Origin of the sequence: Frigoribacterium sp. CG_9.8, assembly GCF_015751965.1 — a bacterium.
Classification (GTDB): domain Bacteria; phylum Actinomycetota; class Actinomycetes; order Actinomycetales; family Microbacteriaceae; genus Lacisediminihabitans.
Map to the genome: position 1 here is coordinate 466,554 of NZ_JADOVH010000002.1, position 18,429 is coordinate 484,982.

15 protein-coding genes and 1 tRNA gene are annotated in these 18,429 nt (G+C 62.5%); 10 read left to right on the plus strand and 6 right to left on the minus strand.

The genetic code is table 11. From position 1 onward, the window contains the following. Positions 1 to 106 precede the first annotated feature (106 nt). The 3 genes from IWX88_RS07035 (at position 107) to IWX88_RS07045 (ending at position 2,304) form a co-directional block, all read left to right on the plus strand. Positions 107 to 1,441 (plus strand): HNH endonuclease signature motif containing protein, encoded by a 1,335-nt coding sequence (locus IWX88_RS07035; protein WP_196828618.1) that lies wholly within the window; start codon positions 107 to 109, stop codon positions 1,439 to 1,441. A gap of 57 nt (positions 1,442 to 1,498) precedes the next feature. After that, positions 1,499 to 2,044, plus strand: a complete 546-nt coding sequence (locus IWX88_RS07040; protein WP_196828620.1) for an MOSC domain-containing protein — start codon at positions 1,499 to 1,501, stop codon at positions 2,042 to 2,044. A gap of 186 nt (positions 2,045 to 2,230) precedes the next feature. Next, positions 2,231 to 2,304, plus strand: a tRNA-Pro gene (locus IWX88_RS07045). Between the two features lie 233 nt (positions 2,305 to 2,537). Here IWX88_RS07045 and IWX88_RS07050 read toward each other — a convergent pair. The 3 genes from IWX88_RS07050 to IWX88_RS07060 all read right to left on the minus strand — a co-directional run bounded on the left by IWX88_RS07050 (position 2,538) and on the right by IWX88_RS07060 (position 7,954). Beyond that, positions 2,538 to 2,897 (minus strand): hypothetical protein, encoded by a 360-nt coding sequence (locus IWX88_RS07050; protein ID WP_196828622.1) that lies wholly within the window; start codon positions 2,895 to 2,897, stop codon positions 2,538 to 2,540. A gap of 308 nt (positions 2,898 to 3,205) precedes the next feature. Next, positions 3,206 to 5,113 carry an ABC transporter ATP-binding protein gene (locus IWX88_RS07055; protein ID WP_196828624.1) on the minus strand — a complete coding sequence of 636 codons (1,908 nt, stop codon included), beginning with the start codon at positions 5,111 to 5,113 and terminating at the stop codon, positions 3,206 to 3,208. Positions 5,114 to 5,365: 252 nt separating this feature from the next. Then, positions 5,366 to 7,954 (minus strand): excinuclease ABC subunit A, encoded by a 2,589-nt coding sequence (locus tag IWX88_RS07060; RefSeq protein ID WP_370568245.1) that lies wholly within the window; start codon positions 7,952 to 7,954, stop codon positions 5,366 to 5,368. A gap of 453 nt (positions 7,955 to 8,407) precedes the next feature. On the opposite strand from IWX88_RS07060, the gene IWX88_RS07065 reads away from it, so the two are divergent. The 3 genes from IWX88_RS07065 (at position 8,408) to IWX88_RS07075 (ending at position 12,111) form a co-directional block, all read left to right on the plus strand. Then, positions 8,408 to 8,728: a nucleotide pyrophosphohydrolase gene (locus tag IWX88_RS07065; protein ID WP_196828628.1), complete on the plus strand. Its 321-nt coding sequence runs from the start codon at positions 8,408 to 8,410 to the stop codon at positions 8,726 to 8,728. Continuing rightward, a complete protein-coding gene (locus IWX88_RS07070) occupies positions 8,715 to 10,481 on the plus strand; it encodes a DUF2075 domain-containing protein (protein WP_196828630.1) in 1,767 nt (588 codons plus the stop codon). Before IWX88_RS07065 ends, IWX88_RS07070 begins: the two co-directional genes overlap by 14 nt. Positions 10,482 to 11,103: 622 nt before the next feature. Continuing rightward, complete coding sequence (locus IWX88_RS07075; RefSeq protein WP_196828632.1) at positions 11,104 to 12,111, plus strand: alcohol dehydrogenase catalytic domain-containing protein; 1,008 nt, start codon at positions 11,104 to 11,106, stop codon at positions 12,109 to 12,111. A gap of 88 nt (positions 12,112 to 12,199) precedes the next feature. On the opposite strand, the gene IWX88_RS07080 is transcribed toward IWX88_RS07075, so the two are convergent. From IWX88_RS07080 to IWX88_RS07090, 3 genes are all read right to left on the minus strand, one after another. Next, positions 12,200 to 13,891 (minus strand): formate--tetrahydrofolate ligase, encoded by a 1,692-nt coding sequence (locus IWX88_RS07080; RefSeq protein WP_196828634.1) that lies wholly within the window; start codon positions 13,889 to 13,891, stop codon positions 12,200 to 12,202. A gap of 209 nt (positions 13,892 to 14,100) precedes the next feature. Further along, entirely contained in the window at positions 14,101 to 15,018 is a 918-nt protein-coding gene (locus tag IWX88_RS07085) for an SDR family oxidoreductase (RefSeq protein ID WP_196828636.1), read from the minus strand. 202 nt (positions 15,019 to 15,220) lie between these two features. Continuing rightward, positions 15,221 to 16,009, minus strand: coding sequence for an IclR family transcriptional regulator (locus IWX88_RS07090; RefSeq protein ID WP_196828638.1), 789 nt, complete (start codon positions 16,007 to 16,009; stop codon positions 15,221 to 15,223). A 194-nt stretch (positions 16,010 to 16,203) separates the two neighbouring features. On the opposite strand from IWX88_RS07090, the gene IWX88_RS07095 reads away from it, so the two are divergent. The 4 genes from IWX88_RS07095 to IWX88_RS14210 all read left to right on the plus strand — a co-directional run bounded on the left by IWX88_RS07095 (position 16,204) and on the right by IWX88_RS14210 (position 18,238). Next, entirely contained in the window at positions 16,204 to 16,914 is a 711-nt protein-coding gene (locus IWX88_RS07095) for a CoA transferase subunit A (RefSeq protein ID WP_196828640.1), read from the plus strand. Between the two features lie 16 nt (positions 16,915 to 16,930). Further along, the gene (locus IWX88_RS07100) at positions 16,931 to 17,593 is read left to right on the plus strand and encodes a 3-oxoacid CoA-transferase subunit B (protein WP_196828642.1); all 663 of its coding nucleotides are present in this window, start codon (positions 16,931 to 16,933) and stop codon (positions 17,591 to 17,593) included. Between the two features lie 149 nt (positions 17,594 to 17,742). Next, positions 17,743 to 18,168, plus strand: coding sequence for a hypothetical protein (locus tag IWX88_RS14205; protein WP_370568246.1), 426 nt, complete (start codon positions 17,743 to 17,745; stop codon positions 18,166 to 18,168). Then, complete coding sequence (locus IWX88_RS14210) at positions 18,125 to 18,238, plus strand: hypothetical protein (RefSeq protein WP_370568247.1); 114 nt, start codon at positions 18,125 to 18,127, stop codon at positions 18,236 to 18,238. The genes IWX88_RS14205 and IWX88_RS14210 overlap by 44 nt, the downstream gene beginning before the upstream one ends. The last annotated feature ends 191 nt before the right edge of the window (positions 18,239 to 18,429 follow it).

Below are 18,429 nucleotides of genomic sequence, written 5' to 3' on the forward strand. Positions count from 1 at the left end.
GACCTCTCTTCCTGTGGAAGATCAGCTTGACCATTATCCACAGGAAGTCCTGGTCAGCACCCTGTTTAGCTCCGACAATGTCAGTGGTCACTGCGATAGTTATGGCATGGCAACCCCGAGCGTGACCGACGTGAGCGCAGCGAGACTCACCGACAGTGAGCTGATGCGCACCCTCGCCGACCGGTGCGAAAGACGCCGGTGTGACGACGCGGATATCGCCCGCCTCAGCGCAGAAATAGCCGAACGATCCCGGTCCAGTCTCGGTTCGAACTCTCTCGCATCACGAATGCGAGCATCCGGTGCTGCGGCACTGGTGGTGACCATCGGGCGCATAACCCGGGTAGACGCGGCTCGCTACGTGACGGTCGGTTCAGCCACCGCTGCACGGGTGAGCATCACCGGCCAAGCGCTGGAGCCCCGGTACCCGTATCTGGCAGACGCCCTCGCGACCGGCGATATTCCGATGGATGCCGCGGCCGTCATCATCTCGAACCCGGATCAGGCCAGTCCGCGCGCGCATGATGATGACCTCGTCGTTGCTGAAGCAGCAATGGCAGAATTCGCCCGTTCTCAGCCGGCCGACCTCGTGCGTCGGTTTGCGATCTGCTGCCGAGACAGGCTCGATTCCGATGGCATCGCCTCGCGCGAAGAGGATCTGGTCTCGCGTCGAGCACTCTCCTTCGTCGAGTTGGCCAGCGGTATGTCCCGACTCACCTGGGATCTCGATCCACTGAGCGCGGCAACCGTGCGCGGCTTCGTCGACACCTACATCAACACCCTTCATCACACGGGAAAGAAGAGCCAGAGCCTCTTCGACTTCCAGTCGGACGGAGAGACGGATCTGAATGCGCTGCGTGACATCCGCACTCGCAAGCAGATGGCGTCAGATGGCATGCTCGAGCTATTCGCGCATGTGAGCAATTGCTCCACAACCGTATCCCCGATGCCGAAGAGGACCCTCGTCGTGCGGATGACGCTTGACAGCCTGCTCACCGGCCTCGGTGAGGCCACCGTCGATGGCGTTGAGCAGCCGATCTCTGCCGGCACTGCTCGCCGGATGGCCGCGGAGGCGGGGATCATCCCGATCGTGATGGGCGGCCCGAGTGAGATCCTCGATCTCGGGCGGGAACAGCGACTGTTCACGCCGAAGCAGAAGCTCGCCATTCTCGAGATCCACCCCACCTGTGCGGCCTGCGGGCGACCACCGGAGTGGACCGAGGTGCACCACATCCGGTGGTACCAGCGTGACGGCGGGCGCACCGATATTGCCAACGCGATCCCGCTCTGCTCGTCCGATCATCACGCGGTGCACGACAACGGATGGGAGATCACGACGAAAGACGGAGTGCCCTGGTTCATCCCGCCCTCTGCCGTCGATATTTACCGCACGCCACGGCGTGGACACAGCATCCCGAGGATCTTGTTTCCCGCGCACGCCTGATCTGTTGATCTGCGCGTCAGTCGTTTGCTGAATCCGGCCGGTAACTACACTGATGCGATGGCTATCCTTCTTGCTCCGTGCGTCGTCAATGCCCTCCGTGCGGATGCCGGGTTGGTCGGCATCACGGCGATCGACAAACGGGCTGTCGACGGGCCGGTGCAGGTTCGCAAACTGGGCCTTTTCGCCGACGTGCAGACGGATCGCAAGAATCACGGCGGAAAAGACAAGGCGCTGTATGCCTACGCGCAAGAGGATGCTGACTTCTGGGCGTCCAAGCTCGGCCGTGATCTCGATCCAGGCTGGTTCGGCGAGAACCTGCGCGTATCGGGGATCGATGTCAGCAATGCCCGGGTTGGGGAACGCTGGCGCATCGGCGACACGGTGGAGGTCGAGGTGACGATGCCGAGGACGCCCTGCGCAACCTTCGCTCGCTGGGTCGGGGGATCGGATGAGCGGGGCTGGGTCAAGCGGTTCGCGCTCGAGGGCCGACTCGGTGCCTATCTCCGAGTCATCCGCACCGGGAAGGTCCAGTCCGGAGACACCGTCGAGGTACTAACGGTTCCGAATGGCGCCCAGACCGTACTCGAGATGTTCCGCGCCTAGAGCGTCCGGGCGGTGTCTTCGCCGGCCACGCGTTCGCGATAAGCTGTCGAAGGTCGAAATCGTCGGGAGAACTTCACGATGATGGCGGCCGGTCGCGGGCTGTAGCGCAGCTTGGTAGCGCACCTGACTGGGGGTTAAGTGGTTTACCACTCTTCGGTCGGCTCGAACAACTGAAAATCAACGTCGCGGGCTGTAGCGCAGCTTGGTAGCGCACCTGACTGGGGGTCAGGGGGTCGCAGGTTCAAATCCTGTCAGCCCGACGGAAGGGCTGTTCTAAGAACTGTTCTAAGAACTGCCTGAAAGTGAAACGCTCCCGAGGATTCTCGGGAGCGTTTCGTCTTTTCCGGCTCTGTTGTCGGTCTGAACCAGGCCCAGTAAGTACTGATCGGTGCTTTTTCTAGTTAACTGGCAAACGCGCCCGTTTGTGGGCGCGTTGGATTGTCCGGTCTGCGGTGGTGGGTGCCGTGCGGCGGTGTCAGAAAGCCCGTGTTTTTTAGGTTCGCAGCGGGGATTCCAGCTCGCCGCGGGCCGCGATGTCGAGGATCGAATCGCGTGCGGTGGTCTTCGTGTAGAGGTTGTCCCAGACGCGGTCCCGGCGCCTCACGATAGCGTCTGCGCGAACGCGGTCCGGTTCGGCTTCGGCTTCCACTTCGTCGCGGAGGAACTTTGCGATGGTGCGCAAGTTGAAGTTGATGAGCATGATGGTGATGAGGATCTGGCCAGCGGCGAAGCCTCGAACCCGTCGACGTCCGGAGGAGGCGACAAGCTCCTTGCCGTCGTCTTTGAAGCCGCTGTGCAGGGACTCGATGGACTGGCGGGCGTGGTCGTGGAACTCATCCCATTCCGGGCTCATGAACGGGAACGCTTGCTTCTGCCGCAGGGTGTCTTCCTTGGTGAAAGAGACGGAATGCTGCTTGCAGATGCGGTCAAGAAATTCGGGGAGGTCGCCCTGTTCGACGGCGGGACGTTCCTGGTTCGCGGCCTTCTTCGAGAGCTATCGGAGCGGGCAGGTGACGGTGGGGCTGTCGCCGAGTGCTGGGCAGCCACAACGACAACCCGATCCCTCTTTCCTGTTCCGCTTCGAAAAACCCAATGTAGAGCGATGAGACATGACACCTGATGAGACGACTTTCCGAGACGCTCGGGGCAGGGGCGCCGAGCTCAGTGACTGGGTCGGCTCAGCGCTTCCTCGTCGGTCGCGACATTCTTCTGCACGGCGAACTGGGTCCGGTGCAATTCCTCGTACCGCCCACCCACAGCCAGCAGCTCCTCGTGCGTACCGCGCTCCACGATCGAGCCGTCCTCAACGACGAGGATCAGGTCCGCGCTGCGGATGGTGGAGAGGCGGTGTGCGATCACCATCGCCGTCCGTCCCTTGAGCGCCTCGCTGAGCGCCGCCTGCACGGCGGCCTCAGACGTCGAGTCCAGCGCCGCCGTCGCCTCGTCGAGGATGACGACGCGCGGCTGGGCGAGGAGGAGCCTCGCGATAGTCATCCGCTGGCGCTCACCCCCGGACAACCGGTAGCCACGCTCTCCCACCATGGTGTCCAGCTGGTCCGGCAGGGACCGGATGAGCGGCTCGAGCCGCGCACGGCGCACGGCGTCCCACACCTCGTCGTCGGACGCCTCCGGCCTCGCGAGGCGCAGATTTGAGAGGATGGTCTCGTGGAACAGGTGGCCGTCCTGCGTGACCATGCCCAGGCTGTGCCGCATGGAGACGAATGTGACATCGCGAACATCCGTCCCCGCGAGGCGCACGGCACCGCTGTCGACGTCATACAGGCGTGCGAGTAGTTGCGCAATTGTGGACTTGCCGGCACCGGACGTACCAACGAGGGCAACGGTCTGCCCCGGCTCGATCCTGAAGGACACTCCATGCAGCACCTCCTCGCCGCCGCGGGTGTCCAGCGTGGAAACCTCCTCAAGAGAGGCGAGGGAGACTTTGTCCGCCGACGGGTAGGCGAAGCGCACGTTGTCGAACTCGACGGCCACTGGGCCTTCGGGCACGGCGACGGCGTCGGGCTTCTCCTTGATGAGCGGTTCGAGGTCCAGCACCTCGAAGACGCGCTCGAAGCTGACCACCGCGCTCATGATCTCCACCCGTGCGTTTGCGAGGCTGGTGAGCGGCGCGTAGAGGCGGGTGAGGAGGAGCGCCAGGGTGACCACCTCACCGGTATTCAGCTGGCCGGCGAGTGCGAGGAAGCCGCCGAGCCCATACACGAGTGCGAGGGCGAGAGCGGAGACGAGCATCAGTGCGGTGAAGAAGACGAACTGCAGCATCGCGGTCCGGACCCCGATGTCTCGAACACGGGCGGCGCGGACGCGGAACTCCTCGGCCTCCTCGTCGGGACGGCCGAACAGCTTGACGAGGGTGGCACCGGGCGCGGAGAAGCGCTCGGTCATCTGGCTGCTCATGGCGGAATTGTGATCGGCGGCCTCGCGACGCAGCGCGGCGAGGCGGCCGCCCATGCGGCGCGCGGGTATCAGAAAAATGGGGAGCATGATCACGGCGAGAACCGTCACAAGCCAGGATGTGTTGAGCATGACTATCAGGGTGAGGGTCAGCGCCACGAGGTTCGTGACCACGCCGGACAGCGTGCCGCTGAAGGCCTGCTGGGCGCCGATCACATCGTTGTTGAGTCGGCTCACGAGGGCGCCCGTCCGCGTGCGGGTGAAGAACGCGATCGGCATCTTCTGCACGTGGTTGAAGACGGAGGTGCGGAGGTCCAAAATCACGCCTTCGCCGATCCGCGCCGAGTACCAGCGCGTTACGAGTGACACGGCGGCATCGGCGACGGCCACGACGGCGATGGCGATGGCGAGCCACACGATCGTGGTGACCTCGCCCTGGGCGACGATGACGTCGACCACCTGGCCGGCGAGTACCGGCGTCGCGACCGCGAGGAAAGCTCCGACGATGGAGAGGGCGATGAAGATCAGCAGCTTGGACCGGTAGGGCACCGCGAACGTCATGATCCGCCGCACGGACTCACGCGAGATGCCGTGCTTGCCGTCTTTGGCACTAGAGATCTTGTACAGCGAGCTCCAGGCCGCGCCTTCCATGCTCATTCAGTTCCCTTTCGTGGGCAGAAGGCCCAGCTTAGATGGCGAATTATCCGAGCTTTGCGACGCGGCTGCCGAGGTGTAGCGCGGTGCGCCTGTCAGCGTTATGGACTGCGTCGGATCCGCAGTCATTCGAGGACTGTGTGCCGGCTCTGAGGCAGAAGCAAAGACGCTGTCACACACCCGACCCGACACCAAACGGGGGTTGCTCACGGTTCGCAAACCCGGAGTAGCCGCTTACTGCATTCCAGCCCCGACTCAGTATTGACCCCGGCTGACCAGCGCGGCTCTAAGGAACGGTGCTGTTCGGCTCGCTCCATTGACGGAGACTTCCTCCGGTGTCCCCGTGGCCACCACCTGTCCGCCGGCGTCTCCTGCTCCGGGTCCGAGGTCTATGACCCAATCGGCTTCGGCCACGACGCGCATGTCGTGCTCAACGACGATCACGGTGTTTCCCCCGTCGACGAGGCGTTGGAGGTGCCCGATGAGACGATCGGAATCGGCCGGGTGCAAGCCCGAGGTCGGCTCGTCGAGGAGATAAAGGGTGTCGCCCAGTTGGGCGCGGCGTAGCTCTGCCGCCAGCTTGACGCGCTGCGCCTCTCCACCCGACAACTCTGTAGCCGACTGGCCGAGCGAGATATAGCCAAGTCCGACGTCCAGGAGCGCGTCGAGGTGCTGGACGATGTCGCTCTCCGCGTCGAAGAACTCCCGCGCCGTGCTGACACTCATCGCGAGTACTTCGGCCACGGTCTTGCCATCCAGCCGGACCTCCAGCGTCTCGGCGTTGTATCGCGTCCCCCCGCACGCGGTGCACGGGGCATGCACCGTCGGCAGGAACAGAAGCTCGACCTCGATCACGCCTTCACCTTTGCAGATCGGGCATCTACCGCTGGGGAGATTGAAGGAGAACCTGCTGGCTCCGTAGCGGCGTCGCCGCGCTTCGGGGGTCGCGGCAAAACAGCTGCGGATGCGATCGAAGACGCCCGTATACGTCGCCACATTTGACCGGGGCGTTCGTCCGATGGGTTTCTGGGTCACGTGCACGATCCGACGAACGCGATCGGCTGGGCCTGATGCGCGGCCGGCCGTCGTCACAGGCGAGGCCGAGTCGAGCGGATCCTCCGAGGTGGTTTCCAGATCCGCCTCGGCTTCACTCGTGACACTGGCGAGGTCCGCGCGGAGCAGGTCCGGAATGCCGTGATTGATAAGAGTCGACTTACCCGAACCGGACACGCCGGTGATGGCGGTGAAGGCTCCCAGGGGAAAGGCCACGGTGACATCTGACAGGTTGTTCCGCGTGACGTTATGGAGTGTGAGCCGGCCGTCGCCGACCCGGCGCTCACGGGGTTGATCGGAAGCCGAGTTGGAGCCACCGAAGAGGTAGCGACGGGTCACGGACTCCTCCACTTCGCGAAGACCGTCGATCCTTCCCGAATAGACAACGGTCCCGCCGGAAGCGCCGGCGCCGGGACCGATGTCGACGATCCAGTCAGCCTCCCGGATGACGTCGATAGAGTGTTCGACGTAGAAGACGGTGTTGCCAGAGTCCCTGAGGTTTCTGAGAATGCGAAGCAACGCTTCGGTATCGGCGGGATGGAGCCCGGCGGAAGGCTCGTCCAGGACGAACACCACACCGAAGAGGCGTGAGAGCACCTGAGTTGCCAAGCGTATACGCTGGAATTCTCCGGACGACAGGGCGGAAGTCGTGCGGTCGAGCGTCAGGTAGCCCAGGCCGAGGTCGATGATCGGTGACAGCCGTCCCAGCAGCTCGGATGCTAGCCGTTGTGCGGCGAGACGCTTCTCCGGAGGGAGATAGTCGTCCTCGGACTGCCCGGTCGACCTCCACTCAGGGAGGAGCACGCGTTCCATCAAGCGAGCCACGTCGTCCAGCGGCATCCTCGAGATCTCGGTGATGTCGGCGCCTTCGAACGTGACGGCGAGGGCGTCCGGCTTGAGCCGCTTCCCGCCGCAGACGGGGCACCGGACGCTGATCATGTACTCAGCAACTTTCTGGCGCATTCTGGCACTCTTCGAGTTCGCAAATGTTTCCAGAACATAGCGTTTGACCCCGATGAACGTGCTCATATAGCGCGGTTCCGCCCCGGATGCCACGGCCTCGCGCACCTGGCTGGGGGAGCGGTCTGTGAACACGGGCACCTGCGGTGATTCCTGCGTATACAAGGCCCAGTCCCGCTGGTCGCTGGGAAGTTCCCGCCAGGGCACGTCGATGTCGTATCCGAGAGATATCAGACTGTCCTGAAGCTGTTTACCGTGCCAGGCGGTCGGCCAGGCCGCAATCGCCCGGTCGCGAATCGACAGGGAGTCGTCGGGGACCATGAGTTGCTCGGGCACGTCGTATATTCGACCGATGCCATGGCATGCGGGGCACGCGCCCTGGACAGTGTTTGCGGAGAAGTCTTCGGCGAGCAACATTGGGGCGTCGAGCGGATATGTCCCGACGCGGGAATAGAGCATGCGGACGACGTTCGCCACCGTCGTCGCGCTCCCAACAGTCGAGCGTGCAGAGCCACCAGTTCTGCGCTGTGGAAGGGCGACCGCGGGTGGGAGGCCCTCAATCGAATCGATGTCGGGTACACCCACCTGGTCGATGAGGCGCCGTGCGTAGGGAGCGACGGATTCGAAGAATCGGCGCTGTGCTTCGGCATAGATGGTGCCGAAGGCGAGCGAACTCTTTCCTGATCCTGAGACGCCGGTGAATGCTACGAGGGCATCCCGCGGAATGTCGACGTCTACGGAACGCAGGTTGTGCTCGCGGGCTCCGCGAACGCTCACCTGGTCGAGACGTGTCCCGGCTGTAGAGCTGTCCATTGTGTTCATCCCGCGCATCTCCTCGATGTCGTCAGATTCTGAAGGGTGCTCGGTTCGTTGACCAGCAAGTACGAATTTGCTGCGCAAATTTGCTGCTTAAACCCTAACAACTTCATTTTTGACGCGTGCTCGGGTGGAATAGACCCAACCGATTCCATGGGAGCCATCGCCTGATGGAGTCGTGCTTCACAGCACTTCTTCACACCACGATGGTCGTCGCGAAGATCGCCGCCATCGATCCTTCGACGATGACGCGCTCAGGTTTCGCAGCCTATGAACCGTCCCGGATTCAGTTGTCTCAGATGCAAGCTGAATCGCGTACTTGTCGGTCCACCGTAGGGGATGAACGGTCCAAGCTCTCCAAACTCCATTGAGGTGAGAAAATGGTCGAATGCGGGATCGGTAACCGCGGTAGTGGCCGAAAACTCGGCAAAATGTAGATGAGAAATTCCTGCCTGCTAGGTTGGCGGGATGGTCGACAAGTCAGTTCGCGATGAGATCGCGGCATTCGTTGCCGAGCGGGACTGGGCGCAGTTCCACAGCCCCGAGAACCTGGCGAAGAGCATCGTGATTGAAGCGGGCGAGTTGCTCGAGTGCTTCCAGTGGAACGCAGATGCCGACGAGGCCAGAGTGCGCGAGGAACTGGCCGACGTGCTCACGTACTGCTTGCTGCTCGCGGAGCGCATTGGTGCGGATCCGGAGCAGATCATCCTCGACAAGCTGGCCGCCACTCGAGCGAAGTATCCGGTGGACAAGGCGCGGGGGCGCAGCGCCAAATATGACGCCCTTTAACATCGGGCGGCTCGACTTCACCCCGGATGCCGTCAAGACATGGGCGTCCCTCGATCACCGCAACACCAACTGGCCCGTTGTCTACGTCTTGGACGACGTCAAGGGCGATGGCCGGGCTGCTATTGGGGGCGGTCTCAACGACGTCTATGTGGGGGAGTCCCGCAATGCCGCGGCACGGATGCGGCAGCACTTCGACTCACCGGAAAAGAAGCACCTGCGTACCATCCGGGTGATCGTCGACGAGACGTTCAACAAGTCGGTCTGTCTCGACCTGGAGTCGTACCTGATCCGGATGCTGGCGGGCGATGGCTCGTACCGGGTGCTGAACAGGAACGACGGGATCACCGAGGCCGACTACTACGATCGCGAGCAGTACCGCGAGTCCTTTCTCGAGGTGTTCGATCAGCTGAAGCGGGACGGGGTCTTCACCCGAACCATTCCCGAGATCGAGAACAGCGACCTCTTCAAACTCTCACCTTTCAAAGCCTTGACACCGGACCAGGCGATCGCGGTCGAGGACATCCTCGAGGGCCTCTTCGAGGACCTCGAGTCGGGCGCGAAGAGCACGACCGTCATCCAGGGTGAGCCGGGGACCGGCAAGACCGTCGTCGCCATCTACATGCTCAAGTTGCTCGTGGACATCGCGTTCACCGCTCCCGCTGAAGACCTCGATAGCGACACGCTCTTCTCCGATTTCTTCGTCGAGGGCTACCAAGACCTTCTCAAGGACATTCGGATCGGCCTTGTCGTGCCGCAGCAGTCGTTGCGCGAATCGATCAAGAAGGTGTTCAAGAAGACCCCGGGATTGCATCCGTCGATGGTGATGACCGCCTTCGACGTCGGCTTCTCGGATCAGCACTTCGACCTGCTCATCGTCGACGAAGCGCACCGTCTCAACCAGCGCGCGAATCAACCTTCAGGGGTGCAGAACAAGAAATTCAGAGAAATCACCGAGAAGCTCTTCGGACACGACGACAAGACGAAGACCCAGCTCGACTGGATCCAGGCGAAGAGCACGCACCAGATCTTCCTGCTCGATGCGGCCCAGAGCGTTCGGCCAGCCGACCTGCCTCCCGAGATGCTGAGTGAACTCGTGCGGGAGGCGAAGGCCGTGAATCGCAACTATCCGCTGCTCTCCCAGATGCGGGTTCAGGCCGGGTCAGACTACGTGTCCTACATCAGGCGCATCCTCGGTTCGGGTGCACCGGTGGCTCCTGAGGGGTTCGACGGCTACGGGTTTCGACTCTTCGACAACCTTGCTGAGATGCGTGAGGAAATCCGGCGCAAGGATGCCGAGGTCGGGCTCTGTCGCCTGCTCGCCGGGTATGCATGGGTGTGGAAAACGAAGAACGACAAGACGGCATTCGACATTTCACTGGACGGCGTGCAGCTTCGCTGGAACAGCAAGCAGGTCGACTGGATTGCCTCGCCAAAAGCCATCGACGAAGTCGGCTCCATCCATACCGTTCAGGGCTACGACCTCAACTACGCGGGTGTGATCATCGGCCTGGATCTTCGCTACGACTCTGTCAACGGCACGTTGATCGTCGATCGGGATTCGTACTTCGATACGAAGGGCAAGGAGAACAATGACGTCTTGGGGAAGAAGTACACGGACGATGATCTCCTGCGATTCATCAGCAATATCTATGCGGTGCTGCTCACCCGCGGCATCCTGGGCACCTACGTGTACGTATGCGACCCGGCGCTTCGCGCGTACCTGCGGCAGTTCATCCCGCAGCAATCTAGCTAGCACCTATGACGCGTGGCAGACAGATCCTGAACCGACTATGCCTGAACTCGACCTTGGCGGGCATCTGCATGTTTATCCGGACCTACCAGCGAACAGACGAATGCTCCGTATGCCCGACCGGAGTGTTTTTCACTCTTCTGCCCGACTGATCTGATCTTGGCTGACACCTCGATTGCGGCCCTAATGGGCTGCTTCAATTAGGGTGTTGGCATGACTAAACGATCTGTTGCGAGATTTCTAGTCTTCTTCACTATTTCGGTCGCCTCTGCTGCATCTCTCATATGGGTACTGCCAGCCAGCCTGGGTTCGGACGCCTCGATCCAGACCTGGATTCCAATCGCGCTCGGTGCTGTCTTTGCGGCTAGTGCATACGTGGCATGGCTGGTCCGGCCCAACTGGAAACAGCTGTCGGCTGAATCGACGCACTAGGAGGCAGCCGCGGTCCGTCGATTCCGCCTGCTGGGACACTGCAGAATTATGAGCTGCGCACAGTATCTCTGCACGAACATATCGCCGGGCATTACCCCGTGCGGATACTCCGCAAACCGGTCCGCACGGCGCTCGCGGCAAGAAGACGGGCCGAAGTCTCCCTCGGGCTGGCGACCCTGATAAATTGAGAAGTGTGTACGCCATTGAGCTAGATGCTCCTGCCCCGCTGTCTGAACATCCACTTACCTGGCGCGAGATCGCCACCCCCGAGCCCGGCCCAGGGCAGCTGCTGATCAAAGTAGCAGCGTGCGGGGTGTGCCGCTCCAATCTGCACATGATCGAGGGGGATTGGGTCGATGGGGGAGTGCCTGCCATCAGCCCGATCATCCCCGGGCACGAGGCGACTGGCACCGTAGCCGCGCTTGGTGCGGGTGTGACGACATTCCAAGTCGGTGACCGGGTTGGCGTGCAGCCGCTCTGGTGGACCTGCGAGGAGTGCGAGTTCTGCCTCTCCGGCCGCGAGGAGCTCTGCCATGAGCGCAAGATCACGGGTGAGCACGTGAACGGCGCCTACGCGGAGTTCATGCTCTCGTATGCGGCGCACAGCTATCACGTGCCGGAGTCCATCGACCTGGTTGATGCTGCTCCGCTGTTCTGCCCGGGAATCACCGCGTTCAGCGCCGTCTCAAAGCTCGACCTCGGGCCCGGAAAGCGTGTCGGAGTGTTCGGCATCGGCGGCGTTGGTCATATGGCCCTGCAGTTTGCGGTACTCACCGGAGCCGACGTCATCGCCGTGGGTCGCAGCGCTGGTCACCTCGAGGTAGCGAAAGAACTTGGCGCAGCGGAGGCGGTGGACTCGACGAAGGTCGATCCGGGTGAATACCTGGAAGACTCACTCGACGCGGTGCTCACCTTCGCGCCCTCCGACGCAGTGAACGCCGGCGCACTCCGGGCACTCAAGTGGGGCGGCACTCTTGTCACTGGTGTTCCCCTGACATTCGAGGGGTTCCCCTTCAATAAGAGCCAGACCGTGATCGGTACGATCCTCGGCAACCGCGCGCAGATGAACGAGGTACTGCGTCTCGCCGCGGACGGGAAGATCCGCACCGTGGTCGACCGCTTCCCGATGGCCGATGCAGCCGAGGTTCTGCTGAAGCTCACCAGTGGAGAGTTGCGCTCGCGCGCCGTGCTCAAGAACTGATTTTCACCGAGCCGCGTCAGGGGGCCGGAAACAGCACAGTCACCTAACAGCATCCGTCAGTCGGAATCTGCCAGATGGAATCTGCCCGTCAGGACAACCCGACGATCTCGCCGTTCTCGTCGATATCGATGTGCTCGGCCGCTGGTGCAGACGAGAGACCGGGCATGGTGCGCATGTCGCCGCAGATGGGGTAGATGAATCCAGCCCCGATTGACGCACGTACCTCACGCACCGGCAGTCGCCACCCGGTGGGTGCTCCCTTGATGCGGGGATCGGCCGACAGGGACAGGTGTGTCTTGGCGATGCATACCGGCAGATTGCCAAATCCCGCCTGCTCGTACCTGTCGAGTTGCCGCGCGGCCAGCGGTGAGATGTCCACCCCGTCGGCGCCGTACATTTCGCGCGCGATCAGATCGATCTTGTCGACCAGGGGAAGCTCGTCGGGATAGAGCCGGTGGTAGCTCGACGGTTCAGCGCACGCCTCGGCTACCGCCTCGGCCAATTCGGCCGCACCGCTGCCGCCCTCGGTGAAGTGGTGACTGATGGCCACCCGCACACCCTCCTCCGCTGCGATGTCCATGATCGCCCGGTGCTCACTGTCGTGGTCGGTGGGAAACGCATTCACGGCAATGACCGGTGTGACTCCGTGCTTGCGGATGTTGGCGATCTGCTGGCGGAGGTTCGCCGCCCCGGCGAAGATGTCATCGGGATTCTCGGCCAGCATCTCCGCGGGCAGCGGTCGACCGGCGACGACCCGGTACTTGCTCGAGTGGGTTTTCAGGTCACGCACCGTCGCGACAATGACGGCAGCATCCGGTGTCAGCCCGGACGCGCGGCACTTGATGTTGAAGAACTTTTCCGCGCCGATATCTGCTCCGAAGCCAGCCTCGGTGATGAGGTAGTCACCCGCATGGATGCCGATCAGGTCGGCGACGACGGAGGAGTTACCGGTGGCGATATTGCCGAACGGACCCGCGTGCACGAGAACTGGCGTCTGCTCGACGGTCTGCATCAGGTTCGGCTTGATGGCATCCTTCAGCATCACCGTCATGGCACCCGCCGCCTTGAGCATCTCAGCCGTCACCGGATCGCCATCGCCGTTGTAGCCGACGACGATTCTTCCCATCCGCTCACGGAGATCACGCAGTGATGTGCACAGCGACAACAGCGCCATCACCTCGCTGGCTGCGGAGATGTCGAATCCGGTCTGCAGCGGATTGCCATCATCAGGAGTGCCGAGCCCGGTGATGATGTTGCGCAGTTCGCGGTCGTTGACGTCGAGGACGCGCCGCCAGGTGATCTCATGCGGATCCAACCCGAGACGGTTTCCCTTGTGGATATGGTTGCCGATCATCGCCGACAGTAGGTTGTGGGCCGCGGTCACGGCGTGCATGTCGCCGGTCAGGTGCAGGTTGAGTGCCTCCATCGGCACCACCTGGGCGTAGCCACCACCAGCGGCTCCACCCTTGATACCGAACACCGGCCCCATCGACGGCTGGCGGATGGCGACGATCCCGAGCTTGTCGATCTGCCGAAAGCCTTGGCCGAGCCCGATCGCTGTGGTCGTCTTGCCTGACCCGAGTGGTGTGGGCGTGATGGCGCTGACGACGACATACTTGGCCCGGGGACGGTCTCGCAGCTCATCGATCGCGTCGAGGGAGATCTTCGTTGCCGCGTTTCCGTAGGGTTCAAGCAGGTGTGCACCGATGCCCATGTCGGCTGCCACCTCGGTCAGCGGACGACGGGTCGCAGCACGGGAAATAGCGAGATCCGAAGGCATGGCCGCGCCGCGTGATCGAGATGGCTTGAGAATGATGCCTCCTGAGTTGTACCCGCCCGCAGCGCAGTTGACTCGGTGGGTTGGTGGTGTCACGCGGCTGTAAGCGCCACCTTCATTGTCTCAAACTCGATCGGGGTGATCGTACCGACGGGGCACAGCTGACCAGTACGGAATCTGGTTTCTGCGATCAGCCGGGTGGCACCTGTCGCTCAGATACTGCGGTGGTCGCGAACGGCCAACTCGAGGGCCACGAGCCCGGGTGCGAGGGCAGCATCCACTTCCATGGGATCGGTGATGTTGAGCTGCTGCATCGCCCGGCGATCGCTCGGTGCGGTATTGATCTCGTGCTCTCCAGCGTGCAGAGCAGCCATCAGGTCGGTGATGACGTCGTCCAGCGATCGACGTTCCCACCCGAGATCGGCACCGGCATTCTGCGAGCTCATCATCGCCGTCTCGGTGGCACCGGGGTAGACCGTCGCGACATGCACGCCGGTGCCAATCAACTCACGGCGAAGAGATTCGCCGAAGCGGGCAAGGCCTGACTTCGTGGCCGCATAGACGGAGTAGAACGGCATACCGACGAGGGCAATCCCGCTGGCAATGTTCAGAAGGATGCTCCCTCGGCCAGTTCCGCTCTGACGAAGAGCGGGAAGCATGGCTTTGGTCAGCAGAATCGGGGCAGTGAGGTTCAGAGTGATCATGGAGTGGACATCCGCATCGCTGGCCAATTCGAGCCGCCCCGCGCGAACATTGCCGGCGTTGTTTACCAGCAGATCAACCGTGTCCCAGGATGCGACCGCCTGCAGAATCCGCTCGGCCGCACCGGGCTGAGTGAGGTCTTCGACCAGAATTTCGGATGTTCCGCCGGCAGCGGTCACAAGCCCGGCTGTTTCCGCGAGAGTGTTCTGCTGTCGCCCGACGAGCAGCAAGTGACCCCCGCGCCGACCGAATTCAAGCGCGAGTGCACGGCCAATGCCCTGTCCTGCGCCCGTGATGATCCCGTGGCGGGCGGTGAGATCCAGGGCGCTGAGATCCAGGGCGCTGAGATCATGGGCGGTGAGATCATGGCCGGTGATATCAAAGGCGGCGGGATTGGGGGTGGTGAGATCGGGAGTCGTTGAATGCATTGGAGCACGCTTCTTTCCGTTGATTTCGGCAGGATGGAAACAGCCCACAGCTCCGGGCCGTCTCCACGGACACTTATTCAGGACAACCGGGCACCACGACAGAAATTCCGCAGCTGTCCCGCAGCCCGCCGATGTACCCGGCCCGGCTGAGCACCGAAACCCGCACTCACCTCGCGAGCGTGACTGGGCAACCCGCATCACATCACCGTCGTCCGACGGTCGATCGATTCTTTAGTTTTTTGGTGATCACGTGTGCCTGTTCCAGCAGCAGCCGGCCCAGTTCTGGCCTGCGTGAAGTGCTGAAGCGCGACTCGATCCCGGTGAGGCTGAGCGCCCATCCGGGGCGGCAGTACTCATCGAAGACGGCCGCCCCCATACCCCAGCTCCCTTCCACGATGAGTCCCGGGTTGACCGCGTAGCCGTGTTGCCGCGTCTCAACGATGCGCTGTCGCAAGACGGGAATTGCATGCGATGCGCCCCACTCCGCCTCCAACAGATCCCGTGCCAGATAGGCCTCGGCCTCGGCGGGGGAGAGAAACGAGAGGATTGCCAGCCCGGCTGAGGCCACACCGAGCGGGAACCGAACACCCTCGTGAAGCACGAACGACCGAACGGGAAAACTACCCTCTTCGCGCAAGAGGCAAATCGTTTCGTAGCCTTGCCGGGCGGAGAGAAAGGCACTCTCACCGGTCTCGCGGGCAAGAAGCTCAACGCTGGACTGGGCAAAATCAGAAATGTTGTGCCGTTCAGCGGCGAGGGCACCCATCAGATACAGCTCCGGACCGAGGAACCATCGGCCGTGTGAATTGTCGAGGTCGAGGAAACCCTCGGCCGCGAGGGAGGTAAGCAGCCGGTGGGTAGTGGGGCGGGTCAGCCCGGTCTGCTGAGCAACTTCGGTGGTCGAGACACCTCGCGGTGCGTGCTCACTGACCACTCGCAGCACCCGTCCGACGCGCCGGATCACCTGTGCGCCCTGAATGGGTTCGGCCATCAGTCCCCTTGCTCAAACTCCCGATGTCAGTCTCTCACTATCCACATGGTGGATCAACTCACTGTTTTTGACCATACTGCGCCCACTTTGCTGTTCGGCTTTGACGGGTATCGATCGGTCTCTATAGCGTGGGGACAGGACGTATTGCCCACTTTGTGGACTGTGATCGTTCGTCACCACACGAGGGAGTCTGCATGACGAAGCAGTGGTCAAGCGCGAGAGAAGCCATCCACGATGTGATCCACGATGGATCCACGATCGCGGTGGGTGGTTTCGGGTTGAGCGGTAATCCGAGCGATCTGATCGAGGCGGTTCGTGAGAGCGGTGCGCGAGACCTCACGATTGTGTCGAACAACATGGGTGTCGATGGGCAGGGCCTGGGGATCCTGCTGGAGAACCACCAGGTGACGCGCGTTCTGGCCTCCTACGTTGGCGAAAACAAGCTGTTCGCCGCTCAATTTTTGAACGGAGAGTTGGAGGTGGAGTTCGTGCCGCAGGGCACGTTGGCGGAGAGACTGCGCGCGGGCGGGGCGGGAATCGCCGGTTTTTACACAAAAACGGGGGTCGGAACGCCGATCGCCGAGGGAAAGGAACTCCACGAGTTCGACGGTGAGCTGTTCGTGCTTGAGCGCGGCATCATCACCGATCTTGCACTGGTGCGCGCCCACCGCGCTGACCGGGCCGGCAACCTCGTTTACCATTTCGCCGCACGCAATTTTAATCCCAACGTCGCAACTGCCGGCCGGGTCACCATCGTTGAAGCCGAGGAGATCAGCGAGGGATACCTCGACCCTGAAGTCATCGTCACTCCGGGAATCTTCGTTCAGCGCCTCGTGCTCGCTACGACGCGGGTCAAAGCGATTGAGCAGCGGACCGTTCGGCCGCGCCCCACGGTTGAAGTGTAGGAAAGGGAGAGACGACATGGTGTGGACTCGCGACGAAATGGCGGCCATTGCCGCAGGCGAATTGAATGACGGCGAATACGTGAATCTTGGAATCGGGATCCCGACCCTTGTCGCCAACCACCTCCCCGACGGAGTGTCTGTGACCCTGCAGAGCGAGAACGGATTACTCGGCATGGGTCCGTTCCCGATCGATGGCGAGGAGGATGCCGACCTGGTGAACGCGGGCAAACAAACCATCACCCTTTCCCCTGGCGGGAGCTTCTTCGACTCGGCAACTTCATTCGCGATGATTCGAGGCGGGCATGTTCAGGTTGCGATCCTCGGGGCGCTGCAGGTCGCGGGTAATGGTGATCTCGCTAACTGGACGATCCCGGGCAAATTGGTGAAAGGTATGGGAGGGGCGATGGATCTCGTCGCCGGCACACCGCGAGTCATTGTGATTACGGAGCATGTGGCCAAAGACGGTAGCCCGAAGATCGTGGCCGCATGCGACCTCCCGCTGACCGGGGCGAGGGTGGTGCAGCGCATCATCAGCGACCTGGCCGTGTTTGACGTGGTCAATGAGGGGCTGGTGCTGCGGGCTACGGCTCCCGGCGTCAGTCTGGATGAACTCACCGGTAAGACGGGAGCCCCGTTCACGGTCGAACTGCTGCCAGTGCTGGGGCTCCCGGCATCATAGAACGAGAGCAGGGTCACGGAATGAGCGCGGTGATCGTGGGCTAGGCCCGCACTTCCTTCGTAAAATTCAATGGCGCATTCGCATCGGTACCGGCAACCGAGCTGGGCGCGCACGCGATCTCGGCCGTACTTGCCCGAGCCGGTGTCGCGGTGCAGGCGTTAAAAATCGCACCATTGCCAATCGCACCATGGTCAATTGCCGGGCGCGGGGGACCGACGCTCATCTCGGTTGACGACGGGCTTCGTGCCTCGACCACTGTCGAGACGCTTGCCGCTCTGCGCCCGGTGTTCGCAAGATCCGGAACGATCACCGCGGGTACGTCATCGCAGATCGCCGATGGTGCGGCGGCCATTGTCCTGATGAGCAGCACCGCCGCCGATGCGCTTGGCATCACGACATTGCCACCGTGGTCTCGCACGCTCTCGTTGCCGGCCCAGACGTATCGCTGCACTCGCAACCGGCGCTCGCGATCACCGCTTTTTCGGCGGAGCGGTCGCCCTCGGCCATCTCATCGGAGCATCCGGTGCTCGTATCGTCGGGCACCTCGCTCTTCGGCTTGCTGCGCTCGGCTCTGATTCGGTGGGTGCGGCCGGTATCTGCGGTGGTGGCGGGCAGGGCGCCGCACTAGTCCTCACGGCGCTGTGACGGATGCGCTGTGACGGATGCGCTGTGTGCGTGGGCCGAGGTTGTGCTGGTGCAAATAGCGGGAATCGGCTGAGCGCAACTGAACATTCCCGAGGCGTCGAACGCCACTGAAATGCGCTCTTCAGACGCGCCATACAGAAATCCTCCCTAGGGTTAGCAGGATGATTTCCACTGCGAGTGCCGTGAAAACG